The organism is Chitinophaga filiformis, from assembly GCF_900102545.1.
GTDB classification, from domain to species: domain Bacteria; phylum Bacteroidota; class Bacteroidia; order Chitinophagales; family Chitinophagaceae; genus Chitinophaga; species Chitinophaga filiformis.
In genome coordinates, this window is the sequence record NZ_FNBN01000001.1 from 607,997 (window position 1) to 625,605 (window position 17,609).

15 protein-coding genes are annotated in these 17,609 nt (G+C 42.4%); 9 read left to right on the forward strand and 6 right to left on the reverse strand.

All coding sequences use genetic code 11. The annotated features are described in order from the left end of the window. The first annotated feature begins 226 nt into the window (after positions 1 to 226). From BLR32_RS02470 to tnpC, 4 genes are all read left to right on the forward strand, one after another. Positions 227 to 820 carry a tetratricopeptide repeat protein gene (locus tag BLR32_RS02470; protein ID WP_089828654.1) on the forward strand — a complete coding sequence of 198 codons (594 nt, stop codon included), beginning with the start codon at positions 227 to 229 and terminating at the stop codon, positions 818 to 820. Positions 821 to 1,121: 301 nt separating this feature from the next. Continuing rightward, positions 1,122 to 1,469 (forward strand): IS66 family insertion sequence element accessory protein TnpA, encoded by a 348-nt coding sequence (gene tnpA / locus BLR32_RS02475; protein WP_089828655.1) that lies wholly within the window; start codon positions 1,122 to 1,124, stop codon positions 1,467 to 1,469. Next, positions 1,466 to 1,828: an IS66 family insertion sequence element accessory protein TnpB gene (gene tnpB / locus BLR32_RS34575; RefSeq protein WP_089828656.1), complete on the forward strand. Its 363-nt coding sequence runs from the start codon at positions 1,466 to 1,468 to the stop codon at positions 1,826 to 1,828. Before tnpA ends, tnpB begins: the two co-directional genes overlap by 4 nt. Before the next feature lie 46 nt (positions 1,829 to 1,874). Continuing rightward, positions 1,875 to 3,386 carry an IS66 family transposase gene (gene tnpC, locus BLR32_RS02485; RefSeq protein ID WP_176842137.1) on the forward strand — a complete coding sequence of 504 codons (1,512 nt, stop codon included), beginning with the start codon at positions 1,875 to 1,877 and terminating at the stop codon, positions 3,384 to 3,386. Between the two features lie 1,929 nt (positions 3,387 to 5,315). Here the strand turns inward: tnpC and BLR32_RS02495 are convergent. Continuing rightward, on the reverse strand, positions 5,316 to 5,879 hold the full coding sequence (locus BLR32_RS02495) for an RNA polymerase sigma factor (RefSeq protein ID WP_089828659.1): 564 nt from the start codon (positions 5,877 to 5,879) through the stop codon (positions 5,316 to 5,318). 558 nt (positions 5,880 to 6,437) lie between these two features. Here BLR32_RS02495 and BLR32_RS02500 point away from each other — a divergent pair. The 4 genes from BLR32_RS02500 to BLR32_RS02515 are packed head-to-tail and all read left to right on the forward strand — an operon-like array spanning position 6,438 to position 9,776. Continuing rightward, positions 6,438 to 6,986: an RNA polymerase sigma factor gene (locus tag BLR32_RS02500; protein WP_089828660.1), complete on the forward strand. Its 549-nt coding sequence runs from the start codon at positions 6,438 to 6,440 to the stop codon at positions 6,984 to 6,986. A 33-nt stretch (positions 6,987 to 7,019) separates the two neighbouring features. Further along, positions 7,020 to 8,150 carry a FecR family protein gene (locus tag BLR32_RS02505; RefSeq protein ID WP_089828661.1) on the forward strand — a complete coding sequence of 377 codons (1,131 nt, stop codon included), beginning with the start codon at positions 7,020 to 7,022 and terminating at the stop codon, positions 8,148 to 8,150. Between the two features lie 44 nt (positions 8,151 to 8,194). Beyond that, complete coding sequence (locus tag BLR32_RS02510; protein ID WP_089828662.1) at positions 8,195 to 8,743, forward strand: RNA polymerase sigma factor; 549 nt, start codon at positions 8,195 to 8,197, stop codon at positions 8,741 to 8,743. Between the two features lie 37 nt (positions 8,744 to 8,780). Next, positions 8,781 to 9,776, forward strand: coding sequence for a helix-turn-helix domain-containing protein (locus BLR32_RS02515; protein WP_089828663.1), 996 nt, complete (start codon positions 8,781 to 8,783; stop codon positions 9,774 to 9,776). On the opposite strand, the gene BLR32_RS02520 is transcribed toward BLR32_RS02515, so the two are convergent. Continuing rightward, entirely contained in the window at positions 9,763 to 10,254 is a 492-nt protein-coding gene (locus BLR32_RS02520; protein WP_089828664.1) for a TlpA family protein disulfide reductase, read from the reverse strand. The two genes, BLR32_RS02515 and BLR32_RS02520, sit on opposite strands and share 14 nt — an antisense overlap. Positions 10,255 to 10,334: 80 nt before the next feature. Further along, on the reverse strand, positions 10,335 to 10,856 hold the full coding sequence (locus BLR32_RS02525) for a hypothetical protein (RefSeq protein ID WP_143011335.1): 522 nt from the start codon (positions 10,854 to 10,856) through the stop codon (positions 10,335 to 10,337). A gap of 198 nt (positions 10,857 to 11,054) precedes the next feature. Here BLR32_RS02525 and BLR32_RS02530 point away from each other — a divergent pair, with 198 nt between their 5' ends. Further along, positions 11,055 to 12,527 carry a hypothetical protein gene (locus tag BLR32_RS02530; protein ID WP_089828666.1) on the forward strand — a complete coding sequence of 491 codons (1,473 nt, stop codon included), beginning with the start codon at positions 11,055 to 11,057 and terminating at the stop codon, positions 12,525 to 12,527. On the opposite strand, the gene BLR32_RS02535 is transcribed toward BLR32_RS02530, so the two are convergent. The 3 genes from BLR32_RS02535 to BLR32_RS02545 form a co-directional block, all read right to left on the reverse strand. Further along, a complete protein-coding gene (locus BLR32_RS02535; protein WP_089828667.1) occupies positions 12,528 to 12,866 on the reverse strand; it encodes a hypothetical protein in 339 nt (112 codons plus the stop codon). Between the two features lie 81 nt (positions 12,867 to 12,947). Further along, a complete protein-coding gene (locus BLR32_RS02540) occupies positions 12,948 to 14,339 on the reverse strand; it encodes a RagB/SusD family nutrient uptake outer membrane protein (RefSeq protein ID WP_089828668.1) in 1,392 nt (463 codons plus the stop codon). A gap of 6 nt (positions 14,340 to 14,345) precedes the next feature. Further along, on the reverse strand, positions 14,346 to 17,567 hold the full coding sequence (locus tag BLR32_RS02545; protein WP_089828669.1) for a SusC/RagA family TonB-linked outer membrane protein: 3,222 nt from the start codon (positions 17,565 to 17,567) through the stop codon (positions 14,346 to 14,348). Positions 17,568 to 17,609 lie beyond the last annotated feature (42 nt).

Genomic DNA, 17,609 nt, shown 5'->3' on the forward strand with positions numbered 1-17,609 from the left:
GACCCAAGGAATCATAATACTGTCGCGGCTGGCTTTCGTTCAAATGACTACATAAGTATATAATGGAAAATTCTCCCATATATATTGAAGTGCTTATGGCATGTGTTATGCAGAACAGGTCCTTTAAACTTTGATTATAAAGCGCTCTATTTAAAGATCAACACAGGTAAGAAGCCATCTGAGAACAAGACAGAACAATCATTCATAAACAATTAAACTTTTTACTATGCTTCTAAGGAAAACTACATTTGCTATATTGATTTCTGTGCCTCTTTGGGCGAATGCACAAGAAATAACATTAAACCAAGATTCGATTAATCAGATCAGAACGGTAGTCACGAAAGAACTAATTGCACCTGCACTTGAAGATAAAAACACAACACCGGACTGGAATAAAATTGAGAGAAATGCAAAAAAAAAATATGGCCTTATAGGCGAGGAAAAAATATATGGAGCTAGGATGATATACCACTATGAAAAAAAAGATTGGGAGAATTTCGGAAAATACTATGCGCTATACTACAAAACTGCATATAGTCGTAGTGAATACCATATCAACAATCTTTCATGGCCGATATTCGAACATATTACTGACCGCTCTATCTTAAATGTGGCAATCAACACAATGAAATATTCTATCGAACATTTTGATCAAACTAATTATCAAGCTTATGATACATACGCCAACCTTCTTTACAAAACTGGGAACAAACAAAAAGCTATTGAGTGGCAAGAAAAAGCAGTAAAAGCGCTCCCTGATCACAAGGAGATAGCTAATAATCTAGAAAAAATGAAAAAGAACGAACCAACCTGGAATTAAGCCAATACTTCTTCTGCGCCTCCGGAGGCATCGAGACAATCTCGTCATTCTGCGGATATAGACGATATGCCTCCGGAGCACGCCTTATATCATCTTCCATTTCTACCTAGGTTTCCTCGCCGCGTATCCCTCCGGGCAAGTACCTCTTGTTAAAGATTCAGTCAGATATAGATTTGTAACTGCCGTCAAAGTGGATTTTGCTTTTTTTGCATATGGTATTTATCTTCGTATCTCTCCGAGCAATTACATCTTGTTATAGATTTCAGCCAGATATAGATTTGCCTGAAAAGTAATTCACATCATGTCGATTTCCCCCACGACGCCTGTGAAGCATCGCAGGTCTATCAATGAAAAAAAGAAGTTGCTCATGGATTGGCAACAAAGTAATCTCACCATGAAGGCATTTTGTCTCGAAAAGCAAATCCCCTTATCTGGCCTCAGAACATGGATAAAACAGTTTGACATGGGGCGTAAGCGCCCTCCCAGGAGAAAGGTCACCAACCAGTTCATCTCAATTATTCCAGATCAGGCAGTAAGTATGAGTGTGCCCTTTGTCGAGTATCTGTTACCTGACAATAGCCGCCTGGTCATTCATCACCCCGTAACGGCCGCATTTCTGAATGAACTGCTACACATTGACAAGAAATGATTGCACTTAATCCCGATTGCAGATACTTCCTTTACAGAGTACCGGTCAATATCAATAAGAGTTTCTATAGTCTTGCTGCAATTGTCAAAGAACAGATGCAAACGGATCCATTATTAAGAGATGTATTTATCTTCCTCAATAATAGATGTACCCAAATCAAGATCCTGGTTTGGCAGGGAGATGGATTTGCCATTTTCCACAAAAGACTGGAGGCAGGTACTTTCGAGCTACCTGTTTTTCTTCATGATCAAAGGCATATAGTAATCAACTATAGTCAGTTAGTATTGATCCTACAAGGCATAGGTCTGAGTAAAGTCCACTATAGAAAGCGCTATCGCAAAGAAAATGTGTTTCATTAACATCCTGCTAACATCTAATTGCAGTTGGATTGTTATTATTGCAATGATGAACACCCCAATAGAGAATAACGACTACAGGAACTTGTATCTGACCTCTCAGAAGGAGAATGAGCTGCTCAATTTTAAACTACAGCAGCTTCAGCATGAATTGCAGCAACTAAAGAAGATGATATTCGGCAGTCGTCAGGAGAAGTTTGTTCCCAAGGGTAATACGTCAGGACAGTTATCACTGGATATGGCAGTAGATCAGACAGCCAATGCAACAGTCACATCCCGAAAGATTGAATATATCCATACCAATATTGTTACTACACCGGTAGTTCATCCCGGACGAGCCAAACTTCCCGAACATCTGCGCAGGGAAGAAATTATTCTTGAGCCGGACAACATTCCGGAGGGAAGTAAAAAAATCGGCCAGTTGGAAACAGAACAACTGGAATGTATCCCCGCTGAATTATATGTGAAGAAATACATTCGGCCCAAATATTTATTACCGGGTGGTAGCGAAACAGAATGTGATATCATCATCGCAGATCTTCCACCACAGCCAATTGACAAATGTATAGCCGGACCGGGGTTATTATCACAGCTGATTATAGACAAATATGTTGATCATCTGCCTTTGCATCGCCAGATGCAGCGTTTTGAAAGAGCTGGTGTAAAGCTTCCTTATTCTACAATAAGTGATTGGGTGGCTGGCGCCAGTAGCTTAATCAGGCCATTGTATGATGCGCTGGTTAAACAAACGCTTGACAGCGGGTATCTGCAAGCAGATGAAACGCCATGCCCGGTGTTGGATAAGGAGAAAAAAGGAAAAACTCACCGCGGCTATTATTGGCTCTACCAGGACTGCATTAACAGACTTGTTGTCTTTGACTATCAGGAAGGGCGCAATAAAGAAGGCCCTTCAACAATGCTTGAAAACTTCAAGGGTATTCTCCAAACTGACGGCTTTGGCGTGTATGACGACATTGCCGAAAGCAAAGGCATTAGTTTGATCCATTGTATGGCACATGCCCGCCGTTATTTTATCGAAGCGATGGATAGCGATAAAAATCGTGCTGAACATGCCCTGAATCTGATCCAGCAACTCTATATTATAGAAAGGAATTGTACAGAACAGCAACTGTCTGTTGCCATGCGTACCGAAGTCAGGCAAGAACAATCTGTACCAATCCTGCAGCTAATGAAGGAATGGATGAGGCATGAGTATGAACAAGTGCTACCCAAAAGCCCAATTGCCAAAGCACTAGCTTACAACCTGAAACGCTGGGATAAATTAAGTGCTTATACTGCAGACGGGAAATTACTGATAGACAACAATGCGATTGAAAATAGTGTACGTCCTGTTGCCATAGGCCGTAAAAACTACCTGTTCTCCGGATCTCATGAAGCTGCCAGAAAGTCTGCGATGTTATACAGCTTGCTAGGAACCTGTAAACTTCACAAAATTAACCCATCCACATGGCTCAAGGATGTATTGTCACGCATATCTTCCTATCCTAATAAAGACCTTTCTAAATTACTGCCTCATAACTGGATACTGCAGCAAAATTAATTATTGCCCCGACCTTCAACAATATGCACTTGCTCGGAGGGATACTTATCTTCGACTCAAAAGGTAAAATTTGTAACAAATAAATAAAACCTACCTACGCTTTTCTAACGGCTTGCGCGCACCCCATTTTGATCACTTATGCATGGGACCGTTGCGGCGCAGTAGGCATTTACCACATTATAGAGTTGCATAGACTACCATCGTGCAGGGACATGTTGATAAAATGCTTGTGGTATGCCAGCAGGTTGTTTTAGAAAACACAAAGGGCCTTGGCTGTGTTGTGTACGCAGTTGCAAACGGCACCGTGCAATACGTCATGGTTACGAGCGGTCCACCTAAAACAGTCGTAGTTAAAGTCGTTCCGTTGCTATAAAAGAAATTTGAAATTCTATTTATTTTCAAAGCCAGAACTCCTCCTACTAATGCTAATATTGCCACAGTCGTCAAGATTGTTTTTGCTTTATACATATTTATTTGCCTTTTCTCTTAAAAAGGGCGAAACTTATTAATAAAATAATAGGCTTACTCTTGCCTATAACCACACTACAAGGTGGTAAGCAGTAACCTTGTGTGATGTATCCGATCGGATAATTTTATTCTAATAGACGATATTCCCTTAAGGAAAAATACTTTTTTCAAGTATGTCATTGTTAACAAATGGTAATTATTAAGCAACAGATCGATTCAGCTATTTAGCTTTTCTCCGTAAAAAAGCAATTTTAGCGGGCTATAGACTACTGATCAACTTTCCTTCTGAGATCTTATTGTCGGGACATAAATTCAGCCAAGACGAAAAATGTTTTTCGGTTGCCCATTTGCTTAAATCTGTGCTTGGTTCAGATAATATCCAAGCCATGCAATATGACTGAACCCATATATTCCATCATGCACCACGCCACGCGTCTTCATTAGAAATTTTGGAATATTATATCTGGATGGTTTTGGCTTTTTTTGGATGTATATTCTCGATCAACAGTATCCAATAATTCTTCATTGCTTAATAATTCCAGTACTTTCAACTGACTTTTTAAAATTGTCGTAAATATGATTGTCGTTTCTTATACAAAGGTAACTAATTGTGCAAATCCTTACTTAGTCTTTATATTGCAAAGTTTGGAGAAAAAGCATTTTTTATTGCGATTGGGCTTTTAGGCAACACTTGTTTATATTCATACCTCATCCACTTCATGGTAAGATTACTTTGTGCCATTTTGTGAACAGCTTCTTCTTTTCATTGATAGACATGCGATGCTATACTGTTGCCGGAGAGAGGAAATCGGACATGATATGATACTTTTCAGGCAAATCTATATCTGACTGAAATCTTTAACAAGATGTACTTGCCATGACGAATACGCATCAACTACCAGAAAGTAGCGATATTACCATCTGATAATCTTTATTAAGCAGCATTTCTTGTACTCGACATAATAATGATTAGGTTACTACACTCCCTTGTTTCTGCTTCTGCCCTATGATTATTACTAACATAGTTAAACAGCGAGAAGGTCTACAATATTATAACACAGAAATTATAAATGCCAAATTGGAGATTATTAAAATGTTGAGGATACAGTAAATGTAGATTCTATGCAATTTTTTGGGTTACATTGAAACAACCAGGCATATGTACAATGTAAAGGCATCTTCATAGCGAAGTCTTTTAAAGAAGTGAGAACTATTACGGGTTTGATTTGGCATCAACTTGAAATAATGTCCCCAACATTAACATATAACATGATACTACTATAACTCTTTATTATATAAAGAAAAATAAGGTTAAATAAAAATATCATATCGATTATAAAATTTGCTTTCAATGCCATTCAAGTCCATACTATGGTGGTTATTTAGTAATGGACAGCCATAGCCGACTATAAAAATTCCTTTTGTCAAATTTGGGAAAATCAAGGTATTGGATAATTATAATTATGACATAGAACATTCTTGTTGAAATAAATTTCTAAATTTCCCAAGTGAGCGCTCAAGGTGAGAATTTAATGTATTCTTCTTTATATTCATTTCTGCAGCTGCTTGCTTATAGCTTTTATCTTCCTCAAAAATTTTCTTAATAGCTTCTCTTTGATTGTGCGACAGCTGTTGCCAACCCATTTTCAATAGGTTTAATTTGCTACTCAAAAGTGAGTCATCGCTCGAAAAAGAAAAGTCAGCTTGTTCTGTCAATAAAATATCATAGGCATATTTTCGCATTCTCGATTCAACTCTGCGCTGTTTATTAAGTAGGCTCCAACATCTATAATGTATCCCCATCATAAGGTAGGCCTCAATTGAGTTTCCTTTTATTTCGACATTCTTTCGTTCCCACAATGTCATAAACAGATCCTGTACTACATCCTCTGATTTTGCCAAATCATTGAGCATGATTCTGGCCTTCATAAGCAATGATTTAAAAGTACTTTTGTAAACCTGTTCAAAAGGCAACTCTTGGCCCTTGAAAAGAATTATGGCAATATTTGGAGATTCCCCTGACATACGTATAACGACCAATTAAGTGGAAGATGTTATTTAATCAAGAAGTATATAAAACACATATTGGCGCAATTGAAAATAATAATACTCACTGCCGATCAGGTTATTTTCAGGCATGAAAATGCATCTCATAACGCTTAATTATTTTTTTAAAGTAGCTTTGAGCATCCTTAAGAGACAGACGTAAACATAATTTTTACCACAAGACATAATTCAGTGAATGAATCAGTCAAAAAACGAATATGGTTGGCTCTTTATTTAAGCATTCCCATATCTCCGTTACAATGGTTAAACGTCCTTATTAGCTAATCTGAAATGAGTCAGTTTCCAGTAGTGGGTCGACGTGAATTCTAAAAAGTACCCAAAAAAAAATTAACAAAAACTTAAATCCTCATTTGTAGAAAAAATCTGTCGCCATTAACACCGTATTAACTTCCGGCAAATTGAGATTCAGTAGCTTAGCAAGCGTATAATGTACGTTCATTGTTCTCCCCCAGATGTCTGTTTATTATCCCTTGAGGTCCCAAAAAGCTCATTGTATAACTATATTTCTGTTGGTGTATGCATCTAGACGGTTACAACGACGAACAACTCTTCAAGCTGCTGCAGGACGGTAGCGAAACAGCCTTCAATGCCATCTTTAACCGCTATAGCAAACGTTTATATGTAGAAGCCTATAATCGTTTACAGGACGCTGATGAAGGGAATGATATTGTGCAGGAAGTGTTCTTCTGGTTATGGGAAAGAAAGAACTCCCTGGAAGTACCACAGTGTCTGAAAGCTTATCTGGTACAGGTGGTCCGGAATAAATGCGTAGACCTGATCCGTAAAAAGACCAGTACACGCGATAAAAAACAACAATATACCTGGCTGGCCGACACCTATACCACCACCTCCCACATAGAAAATAAAGAACTCGGCAGGCAGCTGGCGGCAGCTATTAACAGCATTACGCCCGCCAGCAGGCAGGCCTTCGAACAGCTATACCTGTACAAAAAAAGCCTGAAAGAAATTGCCACCGAAATGGACATCAATGTCCAATCTGTAAAGAACCACATCCACCGCGCGCTGAAAGTGCTGCGCGAAAACCTGAAACATAGTCTGTCATAAGTACCTTTCACCAGTTTTCACGACTAAGGTATCATGCAGATAGATGAAACCCAAATCGAACAACTGGTGCTGGACGAATTGGGGGGAATCATTACCCCTGAAGACAGCGCCACCCTCAAAAAACTGCTCGAAGAGGAGCCGGAAGCACTTATTATCCGAAACGCCATCTACGAACAGTTTTCGGGACCTGAGGAACAGGCCTTCTTAGCCCTGTCACCCGAACAAATGCCCATTGAAGAAGTATGGGCCAGGATCCGTAAAAGGAAATGGATCAGGGTCATTGTACGCTCATCGCTCAGCCTTGCATTTATGGCCTCAGTGGCCTCCGGCATCTATATATCTTTTAAGCCAACAAAGCCTAGCCAGCCTAAGGCAGTTGTCCATGGATTGTCTCCCCTGAAAACTGTTGCTCTGCAGCTGCCCAATGGTGAAGTAGTAAACCTGGGCAGCACGCAGCAACACGTTACCGTCGGAGATGTGACACTCAATGCAACACAAAAACAGGTATCCCTCAAAGGGAAGCGTAATGAGGGCATGGCAATGATCTCCGTACCCGCCGGACAAGACTATAAGATCAAACTCCCCGATGGCACCGAAGTACAGTTAAACGCCGCCTCAAAGATGGCATTCCCCGTAGCGTTCACAGGCAATACCCGTGAAGTGACTATACAGGGAGAAGCTTACCTGAAAGTAGCCGAAAATCCGAAAAAGCCCTTTATTGTACACCTGCCCAACAGCACCGTACAGGTGCTCGGCACAGAGTTCAACGTAAACACCTACGACAATGCCCACGAACAAATCGCACTCGTAAAAGGCTCCATCAAACTGAAAGCTGATGACACCACGATCATGCTGAAACCAGGATTTGCAATACGATACCAGAAAGGTCAACGTATGCAGGCGACACGTTTTGACGCCGAAGAATTATTAGCATGGAGAGACAGGGCTTACATTTTTCATGCCGCAACCATCGATGAAATGTGCGGTGTTCTGAGAAGATGGTATGGTATGAAAGTTATTAATAACAATACCTGCACTAGTCAACGTCGCTTTACAGGTTATATAGACAAATCAAGGCCCATTCAGTATTTCCTCGATGCATTAAAATTTACAGGACACTTTGATTATCATGTTGATAATGACAGTGTCCTACACATACGTTAACGTTATTGTTTTTTAAAATTTTGTCATGCAGTTTTGAATGTAAAATGATGTTATTTCAGGAAGAAGAACTATTATTGTCAGTGAAAAAAGGCGATGCAACAGCTTTTTCTACGCTCTACAAACAATTCGGTCCGCAACTTATAGTGGAAGCATATCAGAAGATACGTAACCAACAGGAAGCGGAAGATATAGTACAGGAGATTTTCACTTCTTTATGGCAGCGGCGTAGGGATCTTACTATTAGTATATCCCTTAAACATTATCTGTATAGGGCAGTACATTTGCAATATGCCTACAAATGCCGGCGCAATGAGGTAGCCCGCAGGTTTGTATCACATACCTACTATACCTCCCCGGAAAGTGCAGTGCCCCGCAACCTGGAAAATAAAGAACTGGGACAACAGATCCGGGAAGCAGCCAGACACGTATCCGCTCCTGCATGCAGGAAAGTATTCGAACTACTGTATCTGCAGGACTGGAGCCATAAAGAAATTGCACAGGACCTAAACATCCAGCCACAGGTAGTAAAAAACCAGGTGAGCCGTGCGTTGAAAGTGATCCGTACCCGTTTACGCGAAGTGGAAGTTGTATAAAGCATCCCGCCTATTTGCATACATTAAATAACCATCCATGAATACTTCACCATACAGCGTAAATAAACTGCTGCTCCTTGAAAAACTAAATCCCAGTTACATTGCTCCTGCAGATATCCCGGAGGAATGTCAGTCACTCATCATCCCTGCAGCTGGTCACTGTTACCGTGATGATGCAGAAGCAGAGATCCTATCCCAGCATATTGACTTCGGACCATTCTCATTATGGATACATGATATCTGGGCGAAGAAAAACTTTGTATTATGCCCCTGCATTCCTTCACATATGTGGAGCTTACATGGTATATATGAAGATAGCCTCCACCTCGAAGATCCAACAGCGCCCAGTTACTTATTGGAGGAAAAGGAATTCAATTTCTTCAACCTGCCTAAAGGACTACACCGTATTCCCATTGCCGAAGGAAAGAAGATACTCTCCATTCATATCAATATTGAACAGGATGTATTAAAGAACATGGTAGAAGAATTCCCAAGCCTGGAGATTCTGGCAAATAAAGTACCTACGGGAGTTGGCCCCATCAATGCACATCCATACCAAAGCAACCTGGTATGCGACTTCCTCTTAGAGAAAATACTTTCCTGCAGGTATGAACCCAAAAGAGCATATCCTTTCCTGTTCCGTGCCTGTATAGACCTGTTGAGAAACATCGCCGCCCAGGAATCCATGGCCAATCAGCCATTGATGTCGCAGAGTGTTTTGAATGCGGGTAAAATACACCGCTTATTCAACTACCTCCAGGCACATCCTTTTGTAAAACATACGCTTGTTCAATTAGGATATATATTCAAAGCCAGCGGTAAACAATTGGCATTTGAATTCAAGCAGCATTTTGCGTTAACCATCCATGAATACATGCACATGTGCAGGATGATGCACATATATGACCTGCTGCAGAAAGCCAATACGCCTGCAGAAGAAATAGCCAGCATCAGCGAATATCCGAATGTAACGAATATGCTCATGCAGTTAAGAGATTACTATGCCTGTATCAGAAGTGCTACTTATCAATGATCGCACGGACGGTATCCAATGGTAGTGAGCCATAGTTTGCCCTTTTGATCTGTTTATTCTTATCATAGAATACCAATAAGGGATATGCCTGCCCACCATAGAATCTGAAAAAGGCATTATTATAATCTAATCCCAGTTTCACATTCGGGAACTTTTCGAAATTATATTTCTCCTGGTAGATCTTCACATCATGAAAGCTGCCCGCACTGATGAAAAGGATATTGATATCTTTCAGGGTATCCATTGCAGCCGCCATTTTCTGCGACATCGTATCACATGGCTTACAGCCCGGACCATAAAAGTATAACATAGTAGGACGCCCTTTGGCAAGACTGTCTGTACTGAACTTCGATACAGTATCTCCCTTCAGCAATACAATGGGTGGTAATGCTTTCGGATCCGTTGGCATATTGTCGGCATGAGGAGCTTGGGTACAGCTGGCCAGACCCAGGGCAAACAAAAGGAGTAGCTGTTTCATATCGTATAGATGGTTAACACAAGTAATATAACCTGTTTAACCGGGATAATACTTAGGAGATAGCGTATTACTATATGCTATTACTCCAGCAGATGTGTCACACCAAATATGAGTCCCGCCAACAGCAGAATGCAAACAATCGGTACCACCACCTCATAAAGAAAGGCTCTTAATTTCGCTTCGCGCTTCTTTTTTATTTGAAGCAACAAATGCTGCACGCGCTGATCACGTGCCAGCTTATCCTGTCTTTGTCTCCAGGTCTTGAGTGTGATCTGCGCCAACGGTTCATTATCAAAAATTTCCTTATTAGGAGCAATACTGGCATATTCCTCCAATTCCGAGATCAACTCATCATTACTTAATTCATAGTAGATACCTGACGGCGTCTCATGTTTAAGAATGAAATCGTTCATCAGCAATAGCTGGATAGTGCCAGCGCTTAAATACTCCATCATCGTGTCGTGGTCCACAGCAGTGCTCTGCGAGTCTGCTATCAATAGTTTCTCCAGTACATAACGTACCGACAACCGGTCCTGGTACGAGGTTATTTTTTGCAGCAGGTCTTTATACAAACCGACCTTAGCATTAGGGATGTTCAACATATTCATCATAATTCATACCCCGGTCGGATAAATAACTACGTTGGTACTCATCAATCCATCATTGTTTAACAGATTTTAACACAGACATCATGCACATTTCAACGCAGTACAGAAACACAAATTCTCTCTATCTCCTAACTATTCCTCCCGATATACCGCATATCTTTAAAAAACCCGTTAACCACAATCAAGCTCCCCATGAGTAACCCGAGCCTCAAAGAATATATTTTCAAAGACCCCAATAACCGCCCTTACGTATGGACAGCCATTATCGGGATCATTCTCCAGTTAATGTTCTTCAAATACCTCTATCCATTTGCCAGTTACATTAACGGAGATTCCTATGCATACATGGAAACGGCGCACCAGAACTTATCCATCAATACCTACCCGGTAGGATACTCTATGTTCATACGCCTCTTCAGCGTATTTACACATTCAGATACCGCCCTGGTAGTATTCCAATATTTAATGCTGCAGGCAAGCCTGCTATCCCTGGTATTTACATTGTTCTATTTCTATGATCCACACCGGTATACCAGGATAGGATTATTCGGCTTTATGTTGTTCAATCCTGTGTTTCTCTACCTGGCTAATTATGTATCCAGCGATACATTGTTCCTCTCTTTGAGCATTACCTGGTTTACTATATTGCTCTGGATCATATACCGGCCGTCCCGCAAGCTGATGATCTACCATGCCCTGGTACTATTCCTGGCATTCACAGTAAGATATAATGCACTTTATTATCCATTGATCGCGGGCATCGCATTTTTGCTTTCTAAACAAAGCATCCTACGAAAGGTACTGGGATTAGCGATCTGTATCATATTAATAGGAAGCTTCATTGAATATAACAAAGCCAAGTACTACGATCTATGCAAGAAGCGGATCTTCACGCCATTTACCGGTTGGCAGATGGCCAACAATGCCATGTATGCCTACAAGTTCGTGCCTAAAGACCAACGGAAGCCTGTACCTAAAAAGTACCAGGTACTGGATAAAATGATTACGCAATATTTTGACAGTACGTTCAATAATCCTAAATACCCATTTGAAATGATGATGGCCAGCACTGTCTACATGTGGACACCCGGCCTGCCATTGCGTAAATACATGCATGATCAGTTCAAGAAAGACTCCACGGCTCCTGAGCTTAAGCGCTGGGCCAGTGTATCGCCTTTCTATGAAGAATACGGGAAATACATCATCAAGCAATATCCGATGGCCTTCGCCAAATACTATCTCTGGCCGAATGCACTGAAGTATTATGCCCCGCCCATTGAGTTCCTGGAATATTACAGTACTGGCGTGGATAGTGTATCTCCTATCGCCCAGATGTGGTTTGAATATAAAAGCAATAAGATCACCACGAAGTTCAAGGACTTCAAGGTAGATATATTGAACTTCTATCCCATCCTGGTGGGTACGATGAATGTGATCTTTTTCCTGGGAATGCTCGGGTTTCTCTTACTACAAGGTTACAAACAGCGGCCGCTGATGGGTAAAGGCTTATTGCTCGTGGTCTGCCTCTGGCTAACAAACTTCGGGTTCAGTATATTTGCCTCGCCCATCGCTTTACGGTTTCAACTATTCCCTATATTGGTGATGACTTCCTTCGCTTTCCTGTTCATGGAATACCTCATAAAAGAAGCGACCAAAAAAGAATGATCATTGACCTTCATCGTCATATACCAGGGTGCTCGTCCAGGGCAGCCCTGAAGGCGCATCATAAGTATATGGTACGCCGCCTATGGTTACCCAGGTCAATGTTACACTGGTGTACAACGGCCTGCCAGCATTCACCGTAGGCTGTGTGGCAGTGGTCGCAAAATTCCGGTAGGGTGACGTAGTAGCCATCGTGATCAAGCGACTTGCCATATTAATAGTCACACGCGTACTTACCGTCATGTACAAATTATTCAATCCCCGCAGGGATTTAGATGCGGTGATGCCTGCCGTTACCGCCGACAGTACAATGATGAACAGAATTGTCCTTGCCCGTTTCATAGCTGTAAATTTTAAGCTAAAATTATAGCTAGAATAGACAAACCTGTATACTAGAAGCCGGCTCAACTTTAGAGATCAATGCTAATATCCGTCATTCTGCTTCAGTGAAGGATTTAACATGATGTCTCCATAAGGGATGGGAAATAATTGTTTATAAGCGGCCCAGGTAGTTCCTTTTTCGGAGGCTGCTGCAGACATCACTTCTGCTGCTCTTTCATAACGCTTCAGATCCAGCCAGCGGTGCCCCCATTCAGTAAAAAGCTCTGCTCGTCTCTCTTGTTCAATAGCCTTTAACAAGGCCTGACGGTTTGTTGCTACGACATACCCTAGTCCCGCCCTCCGCCGTAATACATTCAGGTCATTCCTGGCGCCGGCAAAGTCATTCATATATACTTTAGCCTCTGCCCTGATCAGCAAAACCTCTGCTAATCGCAACACCACCACGTAAGGTGTAGTAGCTTGTCCATCTTCCGCTAACCTATATTTATGTGGGTAATAATAAATACTGTCGCCTGTGCTGTCTATCCCTATCCATGTTGCCAGGCGTTGGTCTCCCCGCTCAAAAGTCTTCAGCAGGTGTTTATTCACAAACAAAGGATGTTGTTCCCTGTCTGGACCATCCTGCAATACGAGCAGCGCAGCATCTTCGTTCACACCGGTAGCATTCGTATTTTCCAAAGCCCAGATCAATTCACTGCTGTGTGGCCTGAAAGCCTCCGTTAGTGTAGGAATGGCATACAGCCTGCTACGTGCAATGATATTCGTGGCCTCCCGTTCCGCCGCTACCCATTTCTTCCTATACAGGTATACCCGGGCCAGCAATGCAACCGCAGCCCATTTATTAGGGCGCAGCCGTTCATTGACAATCGTCTGTGCATCCCCATCCAGGTATTCTTCCCTTAACAGGGATATAGCATTCCCCAGGTCGTCTTCGATCTGGTCATATACACGTTCAATACTGCTACGACCTGCGGTGGTATTGGTATTAAGATCCGTAGTGGTTAGCAGGGGCACATCGCCAAAGAAATTGACGAGGTAGAAATAACAGAATGCCCGGATGAACTTCGCCTCTCCGGTGAGTTGTTGTTTTATAGCGGATGTTAATGCGTTTGTCCCATCGAGACCTTTGAGCAACATATTGCAATGCTGGATGCATTTATAGAGGGGCGCCCAGAATGGGCTATCATCAGCGGATAATGTATTCTCATAACAGCGCTGGAATTCCTGGTTCCCTTCCATTAAGCCCAGTTCATCACAGTACAATCCACAGAAAACAGAGATCCCCTTTCCACCTGCCGACAGTTCATTGCTATTGATAATGGAATAGATACCCGCCATCACGGCAATCGCTCCACTATCTGAACTGTATACTTCTTCTGCCACTATTTTATCTGATGGCTCCCCGATATTGACAATTTTACTACATGACAAACAGGTATAAGACAACAGGCAACATAAAAACAGTACTCGCATGTGGTGTTATTTAAAATAATATTGAAAACCTATTTTAAAGATGCGCATAAAGGGTAAAACTGTTCTGCTGAGGGTCTCCGGGTCCAGAGATTTGTAATTGGTAAGCGTAAGAAGATTGCTGACATTACAATAGATGCGGTATTGCCTGAACTGCCAGGCAACAGTCAGGTTATTCATACGTAGATACCACACATTGGTAAACATAGCTGTGCTGTTCACATACTTTTTGTAGTCCGCCTCAGCGGAAGATGCCTGTGTGGCCTTTTGCACCAGTGTATTATCGCCTATCATCCTCCAACGACTATCGACATAGACATTCTGATTCCACATAGTGCCTGGTATATGCACCTTGTCAATGATGGCATTTTCGGCTGTACGCACCATATATTGCCCGGAACAAGCCAGCTCAAAACCATAGAAAGCCATGTTAACACCAAAGCCGCCATAAAGCCGGGGAGATGTATTGATAGCCACCGTCCGGTCATTTTCAGTCAGTGCCGTCGCGTTCACCGTGTGGCCTTCTTTATTCATGTACAGGTACTCCCCATTCCTCGGATCAACACCGTAGAAGCCGTAATAAAACAGCTCTCTTAATGGACGTTTTAACTGCGTCTGCCCCGAGGGCGCAGCCGTCATACCTGGGAAAGAAAGCAGGGTATTGGTACCTACAGAGGCATTCAACCGTATGCCCATACCCCAGTGCTTACGTTGTACCAGCTTTGCATTCAGCGTCAACTCTACGCCATTGTTCTGGATAGCTACCGGCATATTCCGCTGAATGGTTCCGCCACCCGCCATATCAGGCAACGGATATTCTACCAGCTGATGTCTTGACCGGTTATGATAATAGGCAGCTTCCATCTCCCATTTGTTGTCGAGGAAACCAAGATTGACAGTGAGGTCTTTCTTGTAGGTCATTCCACCTGTTAAAGCGCTGTTCTGCTGTTTGGCTGCCGTCAGTCCTTCTACAGACTGATAGCTACCAGCTGGCTGATAACTGCCCGCATACTGGTAATCTTCTATCTGATCATTTCCCGTAGCTGAACATCCCAACTGTACTTTGCCATAACTGAGGCCCGGCATCGCATGCTGTATAAAGGCCTCCCGCCCAAACTCCCAGCCAACCGCGCCACCACCGAATAAGTTCACCTGCTCATCTTTCCCAAAACGGCTGCTGCCATCTAAGCGTAAGATCAGCTCCAGTGTATATCGCTCTTTCCAGCCGTAATTCAGATGAGCATGCGCGCCTGCATATTTGTAACGATTAAAGGACGGCGTCAGCTTTACGTTTTTTATTGTCTCATAATGCAGGATATCCCTATCACGCAGGTAGCCGCTGGCATCGATCGTTGTATTGCCCGCATAGATGCTGTTATAAGCTGCTCCCAGGTTCAACACCACTTTATGAGAGTCATAGCGGAGGTCAAGCTGGGCCGAAGGTTCCACCACAAAAGTCCGGGAGAGGTAACGGTTCTCCGTTGAAGATGCTGTTAAGTTACCCTGCCCTTCTCTTCCTCTCTTTGCAATAGTCATGATTGAGGTAGTATGTGCTCCCATGCGGTGATACCCCGCCATTAGCATAAAACTCAATTGGCTATTAACATGATAATTGATATTGGTAGTTGTAAGTATATTGGATATGCTGCCTTTAAAATCCGGTTGGGAGACAACGGAACTACCCGATTCATAATTGATCTTTCCGTTCTTGAACAATGGGGGCGCATTAGGAGGTAGTGAAATACCTGTGGTGCGGTCAGCACCCGGCAGACTGGTTTCATTCATATTGGCCAGCCCTGTTACCGTGACAAGGAGGCGGTTCTTCAGCAGTTTCATATTGGCGCTGCCATGCAGGCCATACTTACGATCACCATACTGGCTGCCCTCCTCCATAAATGGAGTTGAATTCACCCGGTAATTTCCACTTACCCTATACTGAACAGCAGCCTTTTCTCCTGAAACAGTAAGGATAGCATCCTTGTATTGAGCAGTATTACCTATTAACTCCTTCTGCCAGTCAGTATACTGATGCTGATCCCAATTCAGTATGTCTGGCGCCTTCTTGCTTGTTGGTTGCAGGCCGTCATTGTTCAATGCATCCCAACGCAATTGAATATACCCTTCTGTATTTAATAAAGGCTCCCGACGTGCTATCTTGCCAAAACTATAAGAGATATCTGCCATCACATGTGTCTTGTCTGTATGGCTGGCTCTTTTAGTAAAGATCAGCACTACGCCATTAGCGCCCCGTGCTCCGTACAAGGCAGTAGCAATGGCACTTTTCAAGACTATAATTTTGTCTATGTCTGCGGTGGAAAGATAAGACAGTGTGGAACTGTATTGACTCATAGTACCCTCTCCCCCTTTGAAATCCGGCGTGATGATTACGCCATCGATAATATATAAAGCCTGGCTGTTCCTGTTTAAACTGGTAGGGCCTCTTATCTCCATACTCCTGGCGCCAGCAGACCGGCCACTACTCCGCTGCAACAACACGCCCGGTATCTTTCCGCTAAGGTCATCTACCATATTGGATTGTGCGCCCATGGTGATATCTTTCATGCCCGGGAAATGATATGTACTATCCACCCGACGACGCCTCTTTGGCTTATTCTCTGTTACCTCAACTGGCTTTACAATGTTTGTTTGTTCTTCCAGCGTGATATTTAATATATTATTTGCGGGTACCGTGGTATCATGAGTAATGCTACCTACACAACTTATACTGATAGCGGTACCGATCTTTACATTAAACAATGAGAAATCTCCATTGACATCTGTTGTTGTCCCACTTTTGGCATTATTCAGCCGTATAGACGCCTTATCTATGGGCCGTCCGTTTTTATCAGTGACCGTCCCATACAGTATGCGGATGACATCTGATTTAGTGGGTACCAGCATTTTAGCATTGAGTCCAACATACCATCCCTGGATCGTGTACTTAACCTGTTTATCTTTAAACCATATTGCCAAAAGTTGGCGGACAGGTATGTTCTTATATCTCACAGGCACGATCTGCTTAAGATTGATATTATTACGTTCGAAAACATAATCTGTCCGTTGTTCTATCGAATCAATCGCTTCCCCCAACATCATACTATCCTTTGAAAATGTTACAATAGAGTCCTGCTCCGGTGCCTGGGCACTTGCGGTGCCAACAGCACAGAAACACATCAGACCTACGACAATGCCTCCAAAAAGCTGGCTGCAGGTATGGGAGATCTTATTCATAGTTTTCCTCTTAGAGGTTTTATAATTGTAACCGTTCAATTA

Coding starts and splice junctions, on each gene's coding strand:
- BLR32_RS02470 (WP_089828654.1), top strand. CDS start 227: ATGCTTCTAAGGAAAACTACATTTGCTATATTGATTTCTGTGCCTCTT.
- tnpA (WP_089828655.1), top strand. CDS start 1,122: ATGTCGATTTCCCCCACGACGCCTGTGAAGCATCGCAGGTCTATCAAT.
- tnpB (WP_089828656.1), top strand. CDS start 1,466: ATGATTGCACTTAATCCCGATTGCAGATACTTCCTTTACAGAGTACCG.
- tnpC (WP_176842137.1), top strand. CDS start 1,875: ATGAACACCCCAATAGAGAATAACGACTACAGGAACTTGTATCTGACC.
- BLR32_RS02495 (WP_089828659.1), bottom strand. CDS start 5,879: ATGTCAGGGGAATCTCCAAATATTGCCATAATTCTTTTCAAGGGCCAA.
- BLR32_RS02500 (WP_089828660.1), top strand. CDS start 6,438: ATGCATCTAGACGGTTACAACGACGAACAACTCTTCAAGCTGCTGCAG.
- BLR32_RS02505 (WP_089828661.1), top strand. CDS start 7,020: ATGCAGATAGATGAAACCCAAATCGAACAACTGGTGCTGGACGAATTG.
- BLR32_RS02510 (WP_089828662.1), top strand. CDS start 8,195: ATGATGTTATTTCAGGAAGAAGAACTATTATTGTCAGTGAAAAAAGGC.
- BLR32_RS02515 (WP_089828663.1), top strand. CDS start 8,781: ATGAATACTTCACCATACAGCGTAAATAAACTGCTGCTCCTTGAAAAA.
- BLR32_RS02520 (WP_089828664.1), bottom strand. CDS start 10,254: ATGAAACAGCTACTCCTTTTGTTTGCCCTGGGTCTGGCCAGCTGTACC.
- BLR32_RS02525 (WP_143011335.1), bottom strand. CDS start 10,856: ATGTTGAACATCCCTAATGCTAAGGTCGGTTTGTATAAAGACCTGCTG.
- BLR32_RS02530 (WP_089828666.1), top strand. CDS start 11,055: ATGAGTAACCCGAGCCTCAAAGAATATATTTTCAAAGACCCCAATAAC.
- BLR32_RS02535 (WP_089828667.1), bottom strand. CDS start 12,866: ATGAAACGGGCAAGGACAATTCTGTTCATCATTGTACTGTCGGCGGTA.
- BLR32_RS02540 (WP_089828668.1), bottom strand. CDS start 14,339: ATGCGAGTACTGTTTTTATGTTGCCTGTTGTCTTATACCTGTTTGTCA.
- BLR32_RS02545 (WP_089828669.1), bottom strand. CDS start 17,567: ATGAATAAGATCTCCCATACCTGCAGCCAGCTTTTTGGAGGCATTGTC.